This is a genomic window from Streptomyces sp. NPDC058284 (genome assembly GCF_042881135.1).
GTDB lineage: Bacteria > Actinomycetota > Actinomycetes > Streptomycetales > Streptomycetaceae > Streptomyces.
This window is the reverse complement of record NZ_JBHVYE010000059.1, coordinates 1-19,006: the sequence shown is the minus strand read 5'-3', so window position 1 is coordinate 19,006 and position 19,006 is coordinate 1. Positions and strand designations below refer to the sequence as shown.

The window sequence follows — 19,006 nt, the reverse complement described above, 5'->3', positions numbered from 1 at the left end:
CTACGAGCGCAAGGCCGACCACTTCCTGGCCTTCACCAGCATCGCCTGCACCCTCATCTGTTACCGCAGGCTCGCCAAATGAGATGTCCTCTAAGGCACGGGCTAGATGCCTCAGAAAGACTGAGACCGCCCAGGTTCACTGACCGGACAGTGATGGCCGGTCCGCAGCAGCAGCATCTGCTGCTGCGGGGCGTGGTGGCGAACCACGCCATGCCGGCAAGGGACCAACGCCCGTAACCGGCTGCCGCGTCTTGGAGGCGGTGAGCTAGGCGGGCTCACCGCGGGATTTCACCTTCTGGACTTGCGCTGGGCGGCCTGCTCCAGGATGCGCCGACGCGTCCACCGTCGGCGCCCGTTCTGGCGCCCGGCGTTCTCGGCGACTGCGTCCGTGGTTTTCAGCAGTGGCAGGTTGCCCTGGGAAAGACTGCTGGAGAAGGAGCCGACGGTCTTGTATCCCAGCAAGGAGGCCGCCGCCGTTGCCCCCAGAAGCTCGTCGGGATCGCCGTCGACGGGAACGTCGGGCAGGGGTGGCGCCGCTTTGTTTGTCGTTCGTCTTCCGTGGCCTGGCCGGGTGGCCATCCAGTGCAGCAGGGTCTGCACACGCCACAGCTGCCGGCGGTAGGGGTTCTCGGCTGTGCCCAACTCTTCGACGACGTCCGGGTCGGGGAAATACCCCGGGTGGTCGCGGACGAAGGTGGTGACCTGGTTGGGGTTCTTGTAGCCGAGGAACCGTGAGGCATCCGCCGCGTTCAGCAGTTCTTGCGGATCGCGGGCGGGCGGTGAGTGTTCCTGGAGCCTTGACGGCTTGCGGTGGGCGAACCACTCGGTGACCTTCGCGTGGTCCCACAGGCGGGCGCGGCCGCGCATGTCCGCAACCTCCGGAAACGGCACGCCGGCCGCGTTTTCCGCGCGCTCGGCGTACAGGCCGCTGATGCGCGCGGGCGTCAGGCCTTGTTCAGCCGCGATCTCGGCAGCGTCGGCCAGACGAGGCTCACGGCGCGGGGCCATGGCAGAACCGCCGTTCTGTCAGGAGTGGGCCGGCCTGCCCGGCCCGCAACACAAATAATGACAGGAGTTGCGGTGGGGGGTCCAGTCCGCAGTTCAGGGTTTTTCCCGGACGGCCGTGCTCATGGCTCAGTCCTCAGGGATCAAGCACACGCCGCGCCGTGCGGCGTCCTCCGCCATTTCCGCGTACGCCATGGCGGCCGGCGTCATCGCCCACTCGGTCATGGCCAGAAGCAGGATCACCTCGTCGCGGTCCTGCGATGCATCACAGGGCATACCGGCCGTGGCCGCGGCGGCTAACAGCTCCGCGGTGGCCAGCCCGCCGAGGCGCGCTGCCACACTCCGGTGCAGATCCTGCAGTCCCTGCTGGTACAGCTCGTTTGCCTCGTGCAGGAGCAGCACCAGGTCCTCGTCGAGGCTGGCCGCTGCCGCCGCAACAAGGTCGAGGATCCGCTGGGTCGTCGTCATCGTCATTGAGTATGCCTCCCGGATGGGAGCGAAGGCCGGTGTGGTGGTCAGCGGCAGTCCTCGTATATGGCGTGGCCGCTGCCTCGAGCCAGCTCGGGTTCCCTCAGTGAGGCCGGTGGCGACCGGTAGCCCTTCCGGCCACCTGGACAATCCCGCGCGGCCACCGCCCGAAACGTCACCACCGCCCGTTTGCACACGCGCTGTGCCTGGTGAGCATTCTGTTTGTGCTTGGTGCCGTCGTATCCCCTGTCCCTGCCCACGGGCCCCCCTCGTCTGCAGCTCCCCGCCGCTTTTATGAGAGCACTCGGCATCGACAGCGGGCCGGCATTGAAAACACCGACCAAAAATCGCCGCCCGAACCCCAACAGCCTTACATAGGAAATCAGTTGCGCGCCCGGCGTTGTCAGTGAGTGTCGCTACCGTGGAACGTCGTGCCGAGGAATCCCCGGCCCCGCCTGGCCTCTTGCCCCCTCACTGCTGAGGACCGCCCGTGACCTACGTCCGTCCCCACCGCCGCCGCGACGGCACCTTCGTCAAAGGGCACAACCGCCGCACCCGGCCGCGCGCTACGCAGCCGGCTGCGACGCCCCGACGCGCTACCGCGCCGCGGCCCCGGCCGGTCCGCACCGGACCGACCACCTACGTCGCCCCCTATTCCCGCGCCGACGGCAGCCACGTCCGCGGTCACCACCGGTCCATCCCCCCCGGCACCGCCGCCGTCGCAGCGGGCAGCGGGGGCGGGGCCCTCCTCCTGATCCTGGTCCTGCTCGCCCTGGCCGGCGGGCCAGGCGACAGCAGGACCCCGGCCGACACGACGCCGTCGCACGCCACCTCGGTCCCGGCGAGCCGACACGGGTGAGCCGTGATGCGCACGGCGAAGGCCCCGTCGAATCTGACGGGGTCTTCTGTGATCTGGTCCTCAATTGTCGACCTTGACCGGGTGGAGGATGGCGTCACTTCGGGCACGGTGCGGCACTGGCAGACGAATCGGTGCCACGCGAGGTGGCGGGGAGGAGCGTGAAGGGCCCTCAAGAGGCGACGCGAGGGGGCTGTCGGCCGCTGGTGGCTGTGACGTCGTTCAGCGGCCCCGGCATGTTGGCTTCGAGCGGCCCCAGTTGGTGAAGTTTGTGTAGCTTCCCGACGTCCTGAAGTGGCCCCGGGAATTGGCTTGCGCCGGGACCAGCCGCAGCGTGGTCAGCTCCGCGTGGTTGAGAACGGTATGGCGTCGGCCCATTCCCAGAAGGCGCCGGCCTCGTCGACTTCCCGTTGCACAAGGGCGAACAACGGGCTCATGTCGGTGCCGGGAGGGACGTCGATGGCGACGAAGCGCTCCCCGTGCCATTCGCTGAGCAGCCCGGATTGCTTGATCGAGTTCTTGATGAGGTTGATGCTGCGGCCAAGTCGTTCGGCGTCCGCGCTCGGCCTGAGCAGTGTGCGCAGGACGCGGTGTCCGCTCGTCTGGGCAACTTCGACCACGCGAGCTGCTGGTGAGAGACGGACCCGGTCTCCGAGAGCGAGGCCGTAGGTTATGAAGGGGATGCAGGCGACCGCGTATGTGCCGCCCTCTTCGGGCTGGAGCCATAGCTGCTCGATCTGTCCGTCGAGGTCGAAGGGGGTCAGATCGGCTTGGGCGATGTAGTTGCTCTCGGCCCGACCGACCGGGTTCTCGTGCACGATGTACCGCATCTCCGCCCCCTCTGCCTGCTCATCTCGGCGAAGATCATCCCATGGACTCGGCTCGCGAAGCTGATCGAGTGCTCCACTATTGCCTGCCCTTTTGCTCCACCCTGGCCTTGGAACGAGCCAGGCGGTAGGATTCGGTGCCGGTCTCCATGAGGGTGGCGTTGAAGGTGAGCCGGTCCACGATCGCCGCGCAGAGCCGTGGATTGGTGAAGGTCCTGCTCCAGCCGGTGAAAGCTTCGTTGGAGGCGATCGCGATACTGCTCTTCTCCTCACGCTCAGTGAGAACCTGGAAGAGCATTTCCGCGCCACGGCGGTCGAGTTCGAGATAGCCGAGTTCATCGATTTCGAGCAGGTCGGCCGGTGGGCTTTGGCCCCGGAGCAGAGGGCCATGTCGTGCAGTTCGGCGCTGAGCAGGCGGGAGTCGATGACGACTGTGAGACGGTCAACGGTTACGCACATACCCGCCTACCGTGTCAGGCCCGCAAGCGTGTCATGTCCTGGATGCTGCAGGATCCCATGCTCGCTGCCACGGGGCGCGACTTCGCAGTGCTTTCCTCGAGGGCGGTCATCCCCGTCTGCTGTTGCCGCTCTGCCCGCGGTTCCCTGCGGGTAGCGTCGTCGGGAAGTGAGTTGCGCTTGGAGGAGGGTCTGAATGGTGCTGATGTCTCGGGAGCAGTTCCCGGTCTTCATCGAGTTCTATGCGCTGTGGCTGCAAGAAGCTCGCGCGGAGATGGTTGACGAAGAACCAGACGGTCCGGAGCAGCAACTGGTGACGTCCCATCATGGGCGGGTGGATATCCGGTCCGCGGGGCACACGCATGAAGCCGCCTTCACCGTGGAGGTCTGGGACGCGCCGCCTGAGCCTGACCGCACCGTCGTGTGGGAGGCGGTGGGGGAAGGCGAACTGGACTCGGCCACGGGCCAGCTTCAGATCTACTCGTACGGCGGGCCCAGCAAGCATGAGATCAGTCTGGGCATGGCCGGTCAGCGGTGGCGCCTGCGCGTTCATGTCGTAGGGCAGGAAGCGGTAGCCGAGCTGGCCGAGGAGGATGCCCCAGAGGGCGTGGAGTGCTTCCTGCTGCAGTTCTGGCCGGTGTGACGTTCTTGTGGGCGCCAGCTACGGCTGGCGCCCACAAGGGGCTGAGAGGTCAGGACACCTTGATCAGAAAGCCGTCATCGTCGCCGTCGATGATGCGGTTCTTGGCATAGAAGCCGCTCATGATCCGGCCGCCGGCCCCGTTGTCCTCTTTGAGAATGGGCCGGGCCGAAAAGTTCTTTTTAGGAGCTTTACCCTGCGGGTCGTACTTCTTCAGCGCCTGCGCGGCGCCCTCATAGGTGCTGGAGAAAGGGAACTCATCGCACTCCTTCTTGCCGCCCTCGGAGTAGCCAGCCCCCCACACTGCCTTGCACACCTTCTTCGCCTCATTGCGGTTGGCTTTGCGGCGCTTCGCGTCGTGATACAGGCGGGTGAGGGGCTCGTTGGCGGTGCGGCCGGGAATGTCCTTCTTTGTATTGTCTGGTTCGGTCTTTTTCGGTGTGGTGTAGGCGTCCTTGATGTGCTGGGCCGCGGCCCGCTCGGGCGCGCCGGCCTTGGTGCTGAAGGGCATCGGCACCGCGTAGCTGAATGTGGCGCCGCCATCGCTATCGGCGAGGTAGCTCGCCTTGTCCCAGCGCGGAGCCAGGAAGAACGGAACGGCGTGCCGCGCCCCGGCCACCTGCCAGCCGGCGGGGTACTTCACCGAAAGCTCGGGCTGGAAGATGGTGAACAACGCATCATCAGGGCCGGAGCCGGTACCGGACTTGCCGGTCAGGTTGTGGGAGAAGCCAGGGTCGGACTGCGCGGCAAGCGTCTGCCAGCTCTTCCCGGTGGGCAGGTCTCCGCCCTGGCTGATCCGGGCACTGGCCGGCCATGTCTGGGGCAGGGTCACCTTCGGCGTGAGGATCATCGCGGGCGCCCCGGTCCGCCCGACGGCCTGGAACTGGTAGTGGTGGCGGATGTTCACGGTCCGGCTCCCCTTGGCGATGGTGCCCACCGCAAGGAAGACGATCTGGCTCTCTCCTGATGGCCGGTTGTTGATGGACCAGGTCGAGGTGAGCGTGGAGCCCGAGCAGACGGCGAACCGGGACTTGATGTAGAACTTCTTGTCCGCGCCCAGGCCCTTGATGCATTCCTTGGCGGTCATGGTCCGGGGCGGATCCGGGTAGGGGGGTGCCGCTGCCTGCCGGGCCAGGCTGCTGGACATGCGCGGCGGCGCAGTCGCTGACGGGGAGTCGGCCCGCGGAGCGTACCGGCCGGCGGGACCGACGGTCTCCAGGGCTGCCTGAGGGTGCGTCAGGTTATCTCCCGAACGCAGCGCGCTGGCGGGCTGGGCCCTGCCTCCGTCTCTGAGGTCCTTGAGCGAGGGCGTGGGTGTCCCCACCGGGCCGATGGATGTGCTGACCGTCAACTCTTCGCCGTCTGCAATGGCTTGGGACGAGGCCGGCAGGGCTACGGCGACCAGGGCGGCCGCGATGACGGCGGTGGGCCATCTGAGCCTCCTCATTCCGTGATTCGAATGTGTCATGTCTCCCACTGAGTTCGAGCCGGCGGTGCATCACCGAACGTATGCAAATACGGACACCACGTGATCACCGGTCATCAGAGGAAGTCAACGGGCTTTCAGGACGCAGAGGGTGTGAAGGCATCAGGCTCACAGCTCGTTCCGGCGAACCGCTGGAAGGGGTCCGGCGTCCTCGGCGCCGCCGGACCCGGAAAACACGTCCCCTTCGGCCTCGCGAGCCCGAAGGAGGATGAGGCCGCTGCCGAACTCAGCTTGCCCTGCCGTTTTAGCGCAGGCCTACGCCGGTCATGCGTAGGATCGGTGAGCCCGCGGACTCCGGGTATGGCTGTTAGCTTCTCGCCGCTCGATGGCTGAAAAGACTTGGTCGTCCGGAGCCCGTGACGGTCACAACCGCTCAGGGGGATACGTGACGTGATCGCTTTGTAGGACAACGTCGGCAAGGCCGTCCGCGGGATCACAGAACGAACAGCGGGCGGAGGCGGTCATTCACGTTCTGGGCCGGGGTCGGCATCGGCAAGGAGCATCACCATTGCGTGGTGCTCGACGTCCGTGAAGAACGGCGGCTGTCGTGTCGGTGGAGTCGGCTGAGAAGAGCGGCTTGGTCGTTCTGGTGAAGGACCTGAGCACTGCCCGGCAGGCGACCTGCCCGGGCCGCGGGAGCCCGCCGGGGCGGCAACATGGTTCCTGTCTGCGGTTTCCGCATGATCTGGCGACGGTGGGTAAGTCCGTCGTAATGGCATTGGGAATCGCTCGGTTCGTCTGCGCGGAAAGCTCTTGCCCGCGCAAGACTTTCGTCGAGCAGGTGCCGGGGCTCACCCGCTGGTTTGGCCGGCGAACGGAACGGCTGCGATCAACGCTCACCGCGGCCGGCCTCGGCTTGCGGTGCGGGCCGGGGCTCGCATGACGGATGTCTTCGGGGCGCCGGTCAGCCGCAACACCCTGCGCGGCTCGTTCGGACAGGGTGTGTGCGGGCGTGATGGCCGGCCTTTCGGCAGGGCGCGGCATCGGCAGGTGAACCGGTGCCGCGCCGGGGCGGGCGAAGGGGAGAGTGGCCAGCGGCCGACGGGAAGGGGGGAGTGCCGTTGGCGGCTGCTGTGGAGGGCGGCCGGCTAGTGCCAGTGGGAGGCCTGCCTCTCCTGCCACCAGGCCGGTGGGCTGCCCGGTCGCCCGGGCTCCAAGGACACGGTGACGGGCTGAGGCGGCGGGAGCGCGGTGACCGGGCGGGCGGCGATCGGGCTGGGCAGGCTGGTCTCGGTGTAGGCGATGCGTCTGCGCAGGCTGATGCCGAGGTCGTCGACGCTCAGGTAGATGGAGCCGTCCTTGATCGCGGTGGTGCGCCCCTTGGCCAGGACGTTGACCCCCTCGACGAGCGATTCAGCGGCGTTGCTGGCCAGGTCCCGCCAGGCGGTGCAGATGTAGGGAATCGGGTCCAGGTCTCGCCACTTCTGTGCGGCGGTGTCCCACTGGGTGGGGGTCTCGGTGAGACGGAACCGGCAGACGGCGATGCCGTTTTGAGTGAAGCGGACTTCCACGTCACCGACGACGGTGCCGCTCACGTGAGTGACGGACGGAGCCATGCAAACACCTCTGACTAAGAATAATAGTGTTTTGCGGGCGGGGGTTAACCCCTTGCCGGTGTTCTCTGCCGTCGCAGAGTGCGGGACGGCGGGCGAGCCGCCGGATCCAGGCCTTTCACCCGGTCGGCTCGACCGGGGCCGGCGCCGGGGTGAGGCTGTCGAAGACCGTGGTGTCCTCGATCTCCACTTGTACCGGGACGGTGCCGTCGGATCGCACCAACTGCTCGTCGGTGGTGTCCAGGTGAACGGAGACTCGTAGGGCCCTGCGGTCGGCGTCGAGGTAGGCGAACACGAGGATGCCCGCGATCTCGATACAGGGAAGGCCTTCACCCTCGGGTCCCTCCATCGGGTGGAAGACCGCCGAGCTGTTCTTCTCCGCGCAGGCCTCGGCGTCCGAGAGGCTGAGACGGAGCGGTGTGCGCACGTGGCGGGAGATGTCGGCGGCGTACAGCGTGTAGCCCTTGTCCTTGCGGCTTTTCGCCGGGCCGTAGTAGAGGTCGACGGCCGCCTGGTCGTCGGCAGGAGGCCGGTACGGCACACCGTCCATGCCGCCCACATGGTCCCAGGAATTGCGCACATCATGCGCGAGCGCGGCCAGGGCAGAGGCCTTGTCGGACCAGAGCGTCACCTCATCGTCGTGCCGGGCCCACTAGCGCAGTACCCATGCGCGGCCGGCTGCCTCCTGGGGGAAGTCTCCTGTGCTCTCGAAGCTGAAGCGGCGCAGCCACCTTTCGAGGATGGTGCAGGCATCCGCACCGGGCCATTCGCCGGTCCGCTCCTGGAGGCCGTCCAGCAGGTCGGCCAGGCCAAGAATGGCCTCTCCTTCGGGTGTGGTCGGGTCCGGTTTGATCAGCATGGCAGTCTCCTTGGGTGCGGTTCAGGGGCGGTCAGGACTCGTTCATGAGGGCGTTCCACAGGTCCCTCAGGTGTTGCTGATCGGGCGTGAGGGGCGCGGTGCGCAGGACGCGCTGGCGCAGGACGGGAACGTCGAGGCTGATACCGGAGGGCGCATCCGGCTGCTCGGGCAGCGAGACCAGCCGGTAGTTCCGCGTGTGGATCATCCAGGCCTCGTAGCGGTCGGCGCGGCTGCCGCTGCGGGCGGTGTGGCCCTTGTCCGAGGTGAGGGGCGGGCAGGGGCAGGACGGATCGGTACAGGGCCGTCCTGCCCGATGGCTGGCCAGCACCGGACTGCGGCGGTAGTGCGTGGCGGTGCCGTTCAGCATCGGGCAGTGCGCGGCGGTGTACGGCAGGCACTCGGGGTGCAGCGCCGGTTCCGGGGAGCAGGCCTTGAGGATGTCGGCCGGGCGGGTGAGCAGGAAGCACCGTTCGTCCAGAGGGTGTTCGCAGATCTGGCACAGGCGTTGCCGGAAGGCGGTGAAGGTTTTGTCGGCGTTGAGGACGCCGAAGACTGCGTGGCCGTCGTGGATCAGGGTCACGTACGGCACCACCAGCCCGCCCGCCAGCGGCCGGTGGGCACAGCGTTGGGGTATCGCGTGCATCGGTCACTTCTTTCTGAGCGCGGGAATGGGGGAGCGACGGTGTCTGGGCCCCTGTGCCTCCACTGCCGGTGGGGGAGCGGGGCAGGGCCGGCGGGGCCGTTGGCCAGGAGCGTCCCAGCGGGTGTAGCGGCAGCCGGGTGCGTCGTGCAGAGGCAGGTGCAGCCAGCTGAGGTTGTCTCCAGCCCGGATGACGGCCTCGGCGCCGAGGGCCGCGGCCTGGGAAGAGAGCGTGACATCGTCCGGATCGACCAGCACGATGATCAGGCCCGGGCGGTAGGGCATGTGGCGGAGCGCGAAGTCGGTGTAGCTGCGGTCGTCCAGGAGCATGAGCGGAGCACTGGTACTCCTCAGTGCTGGCCAAGGGCGACGGCAAGTGCAGGCGGGGGGCCGGGCAGGTTCGCAGTCCTGCCGGCCGTTGTCGAGGCTGGCGCTGATGGCCCGCACCGGGTCCTGAGCTTCTTCCCTGGGGCCTTGTTCTGGGGAGGGCATGGCGGTGATACATCGCTTTCACGGGGCGGGGCCAGGAAGTCTGCCCGCGGTGACGGGAGTCTGGTGTCACGGGGTGAGGCCGCCGTTGCGGGCCGCTTTGCCCCGTGGGTGATGGCGCCGCCGGGCGGGACAGTGGCACGGGTACGGCGGTGCTCGGGGGTGCCATGCGCGAACAGCTTGCGCGGCCCCCCGGCACCGCCGCACAGCCCGTGAGGGGCAGGTGGTGCAGCGCGGTGAGTTTCAGCGGGGGGTAGCAGGCTTCGCTGTCTGGACCGGGGGCTGATGCCTGCTGCTGGTCGGTCATGACCGTCTTTCATGTGCGGTGAAGGATCCGGCTGGTTGATCTGCGGGGTCTGGCAGGCGCCGCCCCGTTGCCCGGGCAGCGCCGTGCAGAGTGGTCAGTCCTCGTTCACGTCCAGGCACGCGAGTGGCACACCGCCCGGGATCCGGAAGCGCTTGGTGTCGTCGGGGACGCGATAGCGGTTGTTGAGCGGGTCGGTGCGCAGGATGCGGGTGGACTCCTCATCCAGCAGGAAACCTGTGCGGCTGTGGGTACGGGAGTTGCGTTCCTGCACGGTGCCGGTGAGGCCGCGCAGGAAGGCTGGGCGCAGGGAGTCGTTGATGCGGGCCCCTCGCCCGGACACGACGCCCGCATACGCGGCCCTATCGATCTCGCCGAGCCGCTTCGCGGTGGCTTCCTGGACCTGTGCGACGGCTGCCGCGTCGGGTAACTGGCTGATGAAATCCCGCACTTGGGCCATGGAGATGGGCATGCTGGTGAGCCTTTCTGAGGCATGGGGGTGGGAGATCGTTGGGCACGGGGCGTGCCCGGACGGGCTGGGTAAGGCGGTCAGGCGGCGGCGTCGGGTCGGTGGCTGGACACGGCCTGGCTCTCGACCTCCGACAGCCGGTAGCTGCCGTTGTCGCTCTGGCCGAGCGACTCCAGGAGCAGCAGGTAGCGGGCCTGCCGCGCGGTGAGGTGTGACCAGGTCTTGGGCTCGCGGAGGTCGTACTCGCACGCAGCGGCGACATGCGCGAACAGGGCGTTCGCCACACGCGTCTTGGGCAGCTGCGCCGCTGTCTGTGCCGGGTCGGCGTTCTGGGGCTGCTTGGCCCCCAGGAAGCGCGCGACGGTCTCGAACTCGTGCTTGTCCGTCCAGGAGCTGTAGAAGCAGGGAAGGGTGAGAAGAACGTTCTGCGCGAAGACACGGGCCGCATCCGGCAGGGCCCTCATGCGCACGAGCCGGGTGACGAACTCACGGCGTGGTCCCACGGCGGCCTTCCACGCCCGGTTGCAGGTGATGACCTTGCGGCGCTCCTCCGCCCTCTGCTCGTCCTCCTGCGTGCGGGGCTGCTTGGGCCGCGGCCGCACCTTGTGCCCGTGCTCGGCGGGGCAGGCGCAGTACCAGACCGGCCTGTTCTCCTCGTCCAGCCGGGCGCTGTGACCGGGGCACCGGCGGTGGTTCTCCTCGGTGAGAGGGTTCCCCAGACCGGTGGTGAGCTGGGACAGCGGCGTGGAGGTGTCCTTTTCTCCCCATGAAGCCGCCCGCAGTACCGGGATCTTCTCCTCTTCCAGCTCCTGCAGGACCTGCTTGCGCTCGGCGAGGTGGTCCTGCTCGGCGCGCAGCAGGGCCAGTTCCTGGTCCCAGTGTCCGCGCCCGCCCTGGCCCTCCTCCTGGTCACGCTGGAGAGCGGCAAGCAGACGGCGCTCCGCACCGGTGACGGACTCGACCTCGGCGAGCTGGGAGGTCTGCTCCAGGTCCATGCCTGCGGCCGCCACCCGGCGCAGCGCGGCGTCGTCGAGCCTCTGCGCCGCCTTGGCGTGTGTGGCGGCATCGCGGCCCACGCCAAGGGCCTTTGCGGCCTTGTGCCGCTCGACGTCGCTCATGTCGATCAGGGACAGTTCCTGGGACCGCAGGATGTCGCGCTCGCTCATCCCTTCGCGGTGCTTGTTCTCGACTAGGGACAGGAACCGCGTCCAGCCGTCCTGGCCGACCAGGTCGTCGCGCACGTACGCCTTGATTCTGCGGAAGGGGCGGCCGTCCTCTTCGGCGGTGGTGTTGGCGATCTGCTGCGCCTGTGTGCGCCGCCAGCCCTTGAAGGCACCGTAGGTGCCGTCGGGCAGGGGCCGGACACTGATGGGGTCCTGGACGCCGATCTCCTTGACGGAGGCGATGAGCTCCTGGTCCGGCTCGGTGTCGTGCTCGCGGGCGTTCTGCTCGTCACGCAGGATCAGCGCCGGGTCGAGGCAGACGGTCTGCGACACGTCCTCCTCGTGTGTGTCCGGGATGTCGGCCGGGGTCGAGACGGCGGTGGCCATGGAACTCTCCTTCTCCTTGCCTGAGCGGCGAGAGGGCTGAGAGGGTTGCCCTCTCACTTCAATTTCAATATTAGTGTTTTTTGGCCGGGCGGCCATATACCCTCTGACCTGCGAAAACGCGGCTTCCTGGAAGTGAATGCCTGGGTGCTCTGCACAGCGGCCGGGCAGGAAGGCGGCCGCCAGTGCGCTCTGCGGCGGCACGGCGCAGTGACCAGTGGAACGTGCTCCGGAGGCCCTTTAGTGAGGGTGTCCCGGCTCTGGGTATTCCCGCCCGAGATCGGGCGCTGCGCAGTAGTCGACGGCCGGTTCCGGAGGGACGGGAGCGCCGGAATCGACGTCGGTGCAGTACGCGTCGAAGACCTCACCTGCCGTAAGGGATTCGAGGCTTCCCCCGTGAAGCTGCCAGCCGTAGACCTGGTCGGCGGTGTTTGGGGTGGTGGTGCGCATGACGAGTCCGCCCGGGCTCTGCGCCGCGAGGCCGAGGGCGAGAACCGTGGTGAATTCGAGGACTTCGGTCTCCTCGAGTGATGTGGTCCCGTCGGTGCCGGTGTCCGCGTGGAGGGCGGAAGCGAGGGGGGCGGGTGCCGCTGCCACCCTGATGCTGCAGGCGAGGTGCTGGCGGCCAGGCCGGGCCGTGTCGAGGATGCGGGAGAGGAGGTCCGAGGCGCGGACCAAGGCGGCCCGGCCGATGTCCTCGCCGCAGGAGGCGCAGTCGCCGAAGCGGGCCAAGGCGGTGGAGGCGTACTCCCAGGTGGCTTGGCGGACCGCCTCGTCGATCAGGGCCGGGACGAGCTCGGACAGCGGCTGGCCCTCATGCGGGAGGGCCGGGCCCGTGACGGCGACGTCGGCGGTGAAGCGAGTCCGGCTGGAGGGGGTGTCGGGGTCCAGTCCGGCGTCGGTGCAGAAGTCGGCGTACTCCTGCGGGTCGAAGAGAGCCACCACGGTGTAGATGCCCCGGGAGGCGCGCGCCGTGAGAAGTTCCTCGACCGCCTTCCAGTAGGTCGCATAGTCGTCGAAGGCGAAACTCCCATAACGCCGCATGGCACGGAAATCGTGTTCGTCGGCAAGCAGGCCTATGGTTCCGGCGATCTCGCGCCGCAGGGCGCGCCGCATGGTCTGGCGGTCGCTGCGTGCAGGGTCTCGCCGCGCGCACGCTCGGTCGGTGAGGGCCTCGTCCTGGCGGTGCTCGGAGGTCCGAGGGGCCGGGAAGTTACGGATGTGGTCGATGACTGCCCGTGCGGACATGGGCGGCGTCCGGTGCATCAGCTCGGCGTACCGGGCCTGCCAGATACTCGCGGGGCGGGACGGGATGATCTGGTTGCTGGTGGCCGGGCTGATGCACCACTCGCGTCCGTGAGCGTCAGTAGCGGTGTAGGCCAGGAGCGCCGGGTTGTCTTGACGGCCGTTGTCTGTCCAGGACAGACCGGCCGCCGTGAGGGCGCGGCCCAACTGGTCACAGCGCTCGTGAGTGATGTGGTCGAAGGTTGCCAAGGTGCGCTCCCTTGTGCGTTCGTGCGTCGGTCTGGCGGCCGGTCAGGGGCGGCCAGGGCGGCCGGGTGTGCGGGGCGGCATCAGGCGGGGCAGCTGCGCGCGGTCATGGAATGCCGTGCGCCCAGGGTGTGGTGGTCGTGGCTGCCGCCCACGGTGTTGATGCGGACGAAGAGCCCCTCTCCCATCTCTCTTACTACAAATACTAGTGTCTTTTGGGTGGTTGTGAACCTGCCCCCTGACCTGCGGATTCCTCGGCTTGTCTGCCGCGGCTCGGTGCCAGTTGGCGCTGTCCAGGGCTCGGTGGCGGCCGCGCGTGTGGGTGCCTTGCTGGGCGCGCAGGGAAGCGGCCTCGTCCTGGGCACGTTGGGTGCGCTCGTGCTCATGGGCGGCCTCGGCGAGGGAATAGGGGCCCCGCCGCTGCTTGACGTCGACGGTGCGGGCCAGCGAATACGAGAGGTCGGACAGCATCAGCAGCAGGACCGGGTGTGGGGAAGGGGGGAACCATCGCGCGGCGGTCCACCAGGCGCTCACGGCGGGGCGGGCTTTCCGCTCATAGCAGGCGGCTCCAGCCTGGGCGTGCGCGGATGACCAGGTGAGGAAGCGCAGCAGGGCAGGGGTGTGGGCTGCCGGGAGGCGTTGGGGATGTCGGGCAGGTCGTCGCGGCGCGCGACAAGGTCGGCGCAGGCTCGCATGACGGCGGTGAGTGTCTGGGCCGGCTTGTCCGACCGGGGAAGGTGTCCCGGCGGCGAGTTCCGGCGGATACCCCGTCACCGGAGATAGCCGGTGCAGTAGTCGGGGTAGAGGGGCAGGCTGCCCCGGTAGCCGGTGCGGCTGCGGGCGAGCGGGGAAGGGCGTCATCGGGGGCGGTGGTCTGGGAGGCGCTCACGGGGCCGAGACAGGCGCGTACGGCACTGAACTGGCCCCAGCGATGGGGGCGCTGGCCGCGTTGGCCGTCCGCCCTTCCCGCGAGGGCTGCAGGGCGGGGATGCCGTCGTGGCCCGGGGCGCAGGGGCGATGGCGGGCGCGTACGGGAACGGGGCCCTTCTTACCGGTGTCGGGAAGGGGCGGGATCGGGGCGCCATAGACCTCGCGCTGTACGGCGGCGACGCCGGGGCACGGGGTGACAGCGTGTTGGAGGTCGGCGGTGTCCATGGGGTGCAGCCACCCGCGCCGTACCGTCCAGCCGCACGCGCGGGGGTTGGGTTCGGCGGCCGTGGTGGCGACCAGGACGGCGCTGCGTATGGTGCTGCCCTCCAGGGCGAACACCAGTAACGCATGCAGGACGCAGAACTCGTCCACATCCAGTACGGCAAGGCGGATCGGCTCGGTGGTGGTGGAGAGATCGGTTCGGCCCGTGACGAACGCGTTGTCGCTCCGCTCGGCTACGAGGTTGAGCGTGTGTTCGCCGTCGCCGAGTGCCTGGAACACGGCGGTAAGGGCGGTCAGGGTGCGGCTCATGGCGGCCGTGATGGCGTCGTCTCCGGGGTGGGTGAGTCTGGGCTTGCGGGCATGAGGCAGAGGCTCCTTGCGGGGAGGGGCGGGGCGGTGGGCGCCGGAGGTCGACCGCACTGGGCCTCTGGGCACGATGGGGGGCCGCTGTGGCGCACGGTCTGCTCCGCAGATGCGTCGTGCTGCCGTTATGTGGCAGGGGTGGGCGCGCTCCGCGCTGTGCGTGGGTGGGGGAGGGGCCCGTACGGGTCGGGCTCGGGGAAGGTTCCCGGCCCGCACGGGGGTCTGTCAGCTGAGGTTGCCGGTTTCGGGGGTCATCGGGTGCGGAGTTGGAGCATGCGCCGGTGGGCCTTGCTCTTGATCTCGTCGTCGGCGCCTTCGAGTACGGCCGTGGCGCGTGCGATTTCCTCGGTCATGGACTGCGGCGGGCGCCTGGGGGCGACGTGGTCGAGGTAGCCGGTGATGGCGCGCTCGGCCGCGTAGGCGGTCCGTCCGGTGCGGTCGCTCTCGGTGCGGAACACGTCGTCGAGGGCCTCCAGCCGGGTGGCGTGATTGGTCCGCTTCCGGCTGGAGGCGTCCTCGTCGAGAGGCCACAGGTCGGCAATCGCCTGGTGGAAGTCGGCGATGGCGATGTCCGTGCGGGCCAGCGCGGTTTCCTCGTCGGCGAACCGTTCGAAGTACTGGGAGGAGAGCCCCAGGGTGCGGCGGGCTTCCTTGATCTGGCTGGTGGCTCCTGCGGTGTGCCGGACGGCCCAGCGGGTGACGGCGTCGCGGACGGCGAACCGTTCGGTGTTGGCGCAGACGGGGCGCCACGGGGTGACGACGCATTGGAACTGGCCGTTGCCGGAGTGGTCGTTCATGACGGCGATGTACGGGACCACGATGTCGTTGATGCCCTCGGCGTCCACGGTGATCGCCTCCGGGAGACGGATGGAGACGAACACGCGCTTCCCGCCGCGCAGGAGTCCGGCGGACTCCCACACCACGTCATAGCGGCTCACTAGTTCCTGAAGGAATACGAACCCTGCCCGGTTCTGGATCGGCGTGTACCGGGAGCCGACTGCGCCGAGAGCGGTGCCGGTGTCGGCGCGGACGGTGTGCTGTTGGTCGGTGTGCTCGCGCCTCTCACCCTCCCACTCGTACAGGGCGGGCACCGTGGTGACCTCGAAGTCGAGCCCGGACAGATGCAGCACCTCGTCAATGTCTGTGGTGCCTGCGGGGATGACCTGTCCGAGGCCGTGCCAGGCCGGGGAGGACGTGTACAGGGCGATGGTGCCGTCCGCCTGCGTGTCGAGCCCGTGGTTGGCGATGATCTGCTGAATCTGCCCTTCGGTGTTGCGCGAGACGGTGAACGTCTCGCCCCGGTCCCAGCCGGTGAGGACTTCGTACCGGTCGGTCCCGACCATGCGGACTTCACCCCGGTCCACACGAGCCCGCAAGGCGCGCTCTTGTTCGCGGACGGCTTCGACCTGTGCGGTCTTCTCGGCGGCGAATGCGGTGTTGACGTCGGTGATGCTCACGGTTCCCCTTCGACGATGGTTTCTGCGGGTCGGGGCGGGGCCACCGCCCTCCAGAAACCTCAATATTAGTGTGTTTTCGGGAGGGGTGAACCCACCCCTGAACTGGCGGTTTCCGGTCTCAGCAGGCACTGACGAAGACAGGGTGGGCAGGCGCGTGCGGGTGGGTAGCGGCGCCCCTGAACGCCAGCGCCGCTGCTCTCCGAGGGCGGTGGCCTCGACCGCCGGCACAGGCCGGGGGGCGGTGAGCGGCGGCCCCGAACGGCCGGGCACTTCTGCTGTTGCACTCCCGGCCGCCCTCACTGCGGCCCGCGGCTCCACTGTTCGCGCCTCTCGACCCCGGCGCCTGCCGAGGGCGAAATGCGGCTGCCAGCCAGGACAGCACCCCGTCCGACAGCAGACCTGCCGGGTGCCGCGCCCTGCCGGGGTGGGGAAACAGGGCGCGGCGGCTCGGCGTTGCTGCTACTCGGACTCAGGCGGCTTGTGACCCGTCTTGGTCACGTGCTGGCCTCAGCTGCCTGGACTTCCTGGATCAGGGCGTCCAGGGCCTTGCCGATGCGTCGCTGCGCGCTCGGTTTCATGCCGCAGCAACTTTCCTGGTCGATCTGTTCGAAGAGCGCTTTCCTGGCAGGGCTCGGGGGGCAGACGCCGGGCATGACTCCGGCATCAATCGCACGCAGCCGGAATTCTCCCCAGACGCCGCACCAGTCCCGTGTGTTCGCGAGATCATCCATTTCGTCGGCGGTGGCGGGAAGGAGAGCCAGGATGTGCTGGGCCTCGTCCCGATAATCCGCGCAGTTCTCGGCTATCCACTGCACCAGCGGATCACCGGACGCCTTGAGGGCCTCCCATGCGGCTTCCCGGGCCTGCGCGCTCACCGCATAGGCCTCATCGACCTCCTTGCCATAGGCGCTGCGCTGGGTCTGAGTGACCTCGTTGCGGCTCTCCGGTTCCAGGTACTTCGCGCGTGCAGCCTCGACGGCTGCCGTGCGGGCCGTGGTGGCCGCTTCGATGGTCTCGATGTACTTCTGTACCTCCGGCAGCATCTGCCGGGCTTCCTGGTCTGCCACTTGCCGTCCCCTTCGACGTTGGTCTCTGCGGGTTCGGGGGCGAGCCGCCGCCCCCGAACAACTTCAATAATAGTGTTTCTTGCCGATGGGTGAACCCGCCCCCTGACCTGCACACTTAGACCAGAGCGCGGAACTCAGGCAGCGGCGTAAGACTCCTGCGCCGCACGTTCGTGACCACCTCGACCCCACGCAAGTCACACAGGTCATAGCGCAAATCAGGGGCCTCACCACACGGGTCGGCGTGCGCGTGAACCGCATGTACCCAGTAGGCCCCGTGACACTGCGTCAGACTGCCGTGATACCTGACCTTCTGCCACACCACGGGCCCGATTTGCTGCGGCAGCACCCGCCCACATAGCAGCATGAGGAATGCGTGCGCGACCGTAGCGCGGTCTACCGGCACATCGGTCAGAGCGGGACCGGTGTGACCGGTACGCACCCCCAGGGCCCACCCCAGCGCGAAGAACGGCTGAACCATGTCCAACTGCTCTTGCGGCACCTTCAGGGCGTCCGGGTCGCTCCCGCTGCGGGCGAGTTGCCGCAGAGCGTAACGGGCCTGCTCTTGCTCGGCGTCCGTGAGCGGCGCTCCGGCTTCCTCGGCCTGCTCTGCAATCCGCGTGTTCTCCATTACTCCCCTTTTCCTTCTCTGTGATGCCGGGTGGAACGGGGCGCCCCATCCGGGGCGCCCCCGCGCGGACTACTTCAGGAAACCGCGCGACCGGAGGAACTCAGCCGTGATGTGCGCGATTCCTTGGGGCTTGTAGATCTGCGGGAATCGCCGCATCTCAACTTCGGTGCGCCCGTTCTCGTCCGGCTCGATGAATTCGTGCACGAGCCGGTAAGAGCCGTCACCTGCCGGTATCTCCAGCACAACCGGGCCAACCTTGGTGTCGAAGCGAATTCCGGTGTAATTCGCGTCGGAGTTGTGCACGATCTTCGCTCCCGCGCGCTGGCACAGCAGAGGCAGGAAGTTCGCGACAGTACGGGCCTGGATTGCAAGGCTGTTCATGGGTGCGTCCTTACCTCCGTGCACCCGCCTGACAATTCCGTCAGAGATCTGGATCTCCACGTCTTCCCCTTCGTTGGTCCCTTGCGGTTTCCGGGGGTCGCCTCTCTCGGAACTTCAAATATTAGTGTCTCTGTCGACTGAAGGGAACCCATGTCGCACTACGAGCTGCACTGGATGTTGCGCCACGGTGTTGCGATACCTGTTGCTACAGGTGTTGCGGGGGCCTGTACGGACCCTGGAAGGCGTTGCAGGTCGGCGGGGCATTCGGACGTGGCCGGGTTGCTGACATCCCCTCTGCTGCCCTCTCTCCCGCGCTCGTTGAGTGATGGTGGGCGGGTGCGGACGACACGGTGACCTCGGGGACCCAGGGGCGGGGTTTGGCAGGTGAGCGTCGGAGCCCCTCCGCTCTGGCGTAGTAGCCCGTTCCGGGAGGAACGGGCCCCGGTACCCCAGGGCTCCGGAGGAGCCTCAGGGGCCCGCTCACGGCCTCTGCCGGACAGCTCGGGGCCGAGCCGGAGGCACGGCCCCGCTAGGGGCGCTCCGGAGGAGCAACTCCCTTAGGTTTTCCGGGAGTTGCTTTCCTTCCCGGAAAAACCGTCAGCCCCCTACCCCTTTCCAAGAATTGGAAATTCAGGAAAGGGGTAGGCTCAAGAGGTATGGAATACCCGAACCGTACGCTCAACGTCAACCCGTCAATAAACACAGGAAATTCAGCATGCCAGTGGCACGCATTCGACCGGAGGTCGAAAAGGCGAGTATAGGACGGAGTCCTATACTCAACTCCCCGCCGGAGGCGGGCAATTCGCGCGGAGACGCGCGAAACGAAGCTGCCGGAGGCAGCGGAGTATTCGGCTGCCGGAGGCAGAGC

General features: G+C 68.0%; 19 protein-coding genes and 1 pseudogene. 2 read left to right on the top strand and 18 right to left on the bottom strand.

Annotation, left to right across the window (positions count from 1 at the left end; translation table 11 throughout):
- Positions 1 to 288 precede the first annotated feature (288 nt).
- Together ACFVYR_RS37790 and ACFVYR_RS37785 are read right to left on the bottom strand one after the other, a co-directional pair.
- Positions 289 to 1,008: a hypothetical protein gene (locus ACFVYR_RS37790; protein WP_384263442.1), complete on the bottom strand. Its 720-nt coding sequence runs from the start codon at positions 1,006 to 1,008 to the stop codon at positions 289 to 291.
- 126 nt (positions 1,009 to 1,134) lie between these two features.
- Positions 1,135 to 1,473, bottom strand: a complete 339-nt coding sequence (locus ACFVYR_RS37785; protein ID WP_384263439.1) for a hypothetical protein — start codon at positions 1,471 to 1,473, stop codon at positions 1,135 to 1,137.
- A gap of 490 nt (positions 1,474 to 1,963) precedes the next feature.
- On the opposite strand from ACFVYR_RS37785, the gene ACFVYR_RS37780 reads away from it, so the two are divergent.
- The gene (locus ACFVYR_RS37780; protein WP_384263437.1) at positions 1,964 to 2,332 is read left to right on the top strand and encodes a hypothetical protein; all 369 of its coding nucleotides are present in this window, start codon (positions 1,964 to 1,966) and stop codon (positions 2,330 to 2,332) included.
- Positions 2,333 to 2,667: 335 nt separating this feature from the next.
- Here ACFVYR_RS37780 and ACFVYR_RS37775 read toward each other — a convergent pair whose 3' ends face one another.
- Both ACFVYR_RS37775 and ACFVYR_RS37770 read right to left on the bottom strand, forming a co-directional pair.
- On the bottom strand, positions 2,668 to 3,159 hold the full coding sequence (locus ACFVYR_RS37775; protein WP_384263434.1) for a DUF4265 domain-containing protein: 492 nt from the start codon (positions 3,157 to 3,159) through the stop codon (positions 2,668 to 2,670).
- 76 nt (positions 3,160 to 3,235) lie between these two features.
- A pseudogene (locus ACFVYR_RS37770) lies at positions 3,236 to 3,511 on the bottom strand (ATP-binding protein); the annotation flags it as partial.
- A gap of 297 nt (positions 3,512 to 3,808) precedes the next feature.
- On the opposite strand from ACFVYR_RS37770, the gene ACFVYR_RS37765 reads away from it, so the two are divergent.
- Entirely contained in the window at positions 3,809 to 4,255 is a 447-nt protein-coding gene (locus ACFVYR_RS37765; protein ID WP_384263432.1) for a hypothetical protein, read from the top strand.
- A 49-nt stretch (positions 4,256 to 4,304) separates the two neighbouring features.
- Here ACFVYR_RS37765 and ACFVYR_RS37760 read toward each other — a convergent pair whose 3' ends face one another.
- The 14 genes from ACFVYR_RS37760 to ACFVYR_RS37695 form a co-directional block, all read right to left on the bottom strand.
- Positions 4,305 to 5,339, bottom strand: a complete 1,035-nt coding sequence (locus ACFVYR_RS37760) for a hypothetical protein (protein WP_384263429.1) — start codon at positions 5,337 to 5,339, stop codon at positions 4,305 to 4,307.
- Between the two features lie 1,487 nt (positions 5,340 to 6,826).
- A complete protein-coding gene (locus ACFVYR_RS37755; RefSeq protein ID WP_384263427.1) occupies positions 6,827 to 7,294 on the bottom strand; it encodes a single-stranded DNA-binding protein in 468 nt (155 codons plus the stop codon).
- A gap of 115 nt (positions 7,295 to 7,409) precedes the next feature.
- Entirely contained in the window at positions 7,410 to 7,922 is a 513-nt protein-coding gene (locus ACFVYR_RS37750; protein ID WP_384263425.1) for a hypothetical protein, read from the bottom strand.
- 21 nt (positions 7,923 to 7,943) lie between these two features.
- On the bottom strand, positions 7,944 to 8,150 hold the full coding sequence (locus tag ACFVYR_RS37745) for a hypothetical protein (RefSeq protein ID WP_384263422.1): 207 nt from the start codon (positions 8,148 to 8,150) through the stop codon (positions 7,944 to 7,946).
- Between the two features lie 31 nt (positions 8,151 to 8,181).
- Positions 8,182 to 8,793, bottom strand: coding sequence for a cell envelope biogenesis protein OmpA (locus ACFVYR_RS37740; protein ID WP_384263420.1), 612 nt, complete (start codon positions 8,791 to 8,793; stop codon positions 8,182 to 8,184).
- 3 nt (positions 8,794 to 8,796) lie between these two features.
- Positions 8,797 to 9,120: a hypothetical protein gene (locus tag ACFVYR_RS37735; RefSeq protein ID WP_384263417.1), complete on the bottom strand. Its 324-nt coding sequence runs from the start codon at positions 9,118 to 9,120 to the stop codon at positions 8,797 to 8,799.
- Between the two features lie 560 nt (positions 9,121 to 9,680).
- Positions 9,681 to 10,055, bottom strand: coding sequence for a hypothetical protein (locus ACFVYR_RS37730; RefSeq protein ID WP_384263416.1), 375 nt, complete (start codon positions 10,053 to 10,055; stop codon positions 9,681 to 9,683).
- Positions 10,056 to 10,132: 77 nt separating this feature from the next.
- Positions 10,133 to 11,602 carry a ParB/RepB/Spo0J family partition protein gene (locus ACFVYR_RS37725; protein WP_384263414.1) on the bottom strand — a complete coding sequence of 490 codons (1,470 nt, stop codon included), beginning with the start codon at positions 11,600 to 11,602 and terminating at the stop codon, positions 10,133 to 10,135.
- Positions 11,603 to 11,839: 237 nt separating this feature from the next.
- The gene (locus ACFVYR_RS37720; protein ID WP_384263445.1) at positions 11,840 to 12,715 is read right to left on the bottom strand and encodes a hypothetical protein; all 876 of its coding nucleotides are present in this window, start codon (positions 12,713 to 12,715) and stop codon (positions 11,840 to 11,842) included.
- A gap of 1,260 nt (positions 12,716 to 13,975) precedes the next feature.
- Positions 13,976 to 14,551: a hypothetical protein gene (locus tag ACFVYR_RS37715; RefSeq protein ID WP_384263411.1), complete on the bottom strand. Its 576-nt coding sequence runs from the start codon at positions 14,549 to 14,551 to the stop codon at positions 13,976 to 13,978.
- 305 nt (positions 14,552 to 14,856) lie between these two features.
- Positions 14,857 to 16,062, bottom strand: coding sequence for a DUF932 domain-containing protein (locus ACFVYR_RS37710; RefSeq protein ID WP_384263409.1), 1,206 nt, complete (start codon positions 16,060 to 16,062; stop codon positions 14,857 to 14,859).
- Between the two features lie 494 nt (positions 16,063 to 16,556).
- Entirely contained in the window at positions 16,557 to 17,129 is a 573-nt protein-coding gene (locus tag ACFVYR_RS37705; RefSeq protein ID WP_384263407.1) for a hypothetical protein, read from the bottom strand.
- A 115-nt stretch (positions 17,130 to 17,244) separates the two neighbouring features.
- The gene (locus tag ACFVYR_RS37700; RefSeq protein ID WP_384263404.1) at positions 17,245 to 17,757 is read right to left on the bottom strand and encodes a hypothetical protein; all 513 of its coding nucleotides are present in this window, start codon (positions 17,755 to 17,757) and stop codon (positions 17,245 to 17,247) included.
- A gap of 69 nt (positions 17,758 to 17,826) precedes the next feature.
- On the bottom strand, positions 17,827 to 18,198 hold the full coding sequence (locus ACFVYR_RS37695) for a hypothetical protein (protein WP_384263402.1): 372 nt from the start codon (positions 18,196 to 18,198) through the stop codon (positions 17,827 to 17,829).
- Positions 18,199 to 19,006: the final 808 nt, after the last annotated feature.